This is a genomic window from Aequorivita flava (assembly GCF_038742595.1).
GTDB classification, from domain to species: Bacteria; Bacteroidota; Bacteroidia; order Flavobacteriales; family Flavobacteriaceae; genus Aequorivita; species Aequorivita marisscotiae.
In genome coordinates, this window is the sequence record NZ_JBANCF010000040.1 from 1 (window position 1) to 1,114 (window position 1,114).

Here is a 1,114-nt window from a genome sequence, read left to right on the forward strand (position 1 = left end):
CCATATCTAAGGCTCCTGAATTGGTCGGATCGGTATCTACATCTACAAATAGTATTTGTTGCCAAGCTGCGCCATCGTATACTTCTACAGTTAAAGTACCATCACCTGCAAATTCCTGCAAGGCATAATCAAAAGAGATAGATGCCGTTACAGCTGCAGAGATATCATAAACTGGAGAAACAAGTGTTACGAGGTTTACTTCACCACTACCTGCCGCATCATCATCAAAGATCGCTGCGTTTGTAGGGAAATCGCCTCCTATTGGCATATCGCCCGACCCGAAGGCCCAGTCTGCAGAACCGCTGGTTACCACAGTAGTCCAACCCGTTGGTATGGTAGCATCTTCAAAATCTGTTAATTCTGAAGTAATGTTTGCAACCCCGCAAGTAATAACTGGCGCTATGTTATCTATAACATTTACTACCGCCATACAGGTAGAAGCGTTTCCACTGGCATCGGTTACGGTTACTTCAATGATGTTCTCACCAAGATCTGCGCACGTAAAGTCTAGGCCAGAGCCTCCGCCGGTAGTATAAAGTATATTTCCGTTGAATACTCTTGGTTCAAAACCTCCGGTAAATGGATAGCCCATTCCGCGACCTTCGTAAAACTCAAGGTTGGCGTCAGAAGCAAACAGGTTTCCTGTTGTTGTACCATTGGTGTAGTTCATACCACCATTTAATGTGGTTACGTAGAAAGCTACTCGTTCACCAGCAGCTACTGTAACCCCTAAATCAAGGTTTAACGGGGTTGGTAAACCATCACCTGCAGAAGTAATACCTGCGGCTGTGTCTAACAATGTCCAATCGCCAGGATTGGTATGCGAACCTACCCAAGTACCTGTTTTGAAATATACTTCAATATCATCGGTTATTCCGGTATCAAGGTTTACATCAAAAGAGTCGATGGTAAGGTCGTTTATAGCCATAACATCAAACATAGCACCGTCAAGTCCGTTACCACCTGCAAAGGTTGTAGTAAGGCTTTCGCTGCTTCCACCGCCGGTACCACCAGCGGTAATTGTGTATCCACAAGCTTCGTTTACTCCGGTAACAAGATCGTTAGGGCTAATTGAAGCCACACCGTTTACATCAAGGAAAACATCCAATCCACC

General features: G+C 45.0%; 1 pseudogene. It reads right to left on the reverse strand.

The features are described 5' to 3' along the window. Positions 1–1,114, reverse strand: a pseudogene (locus tag VZD24_RS15210) (HYR domain-containing protein); the annotation flags it as partial.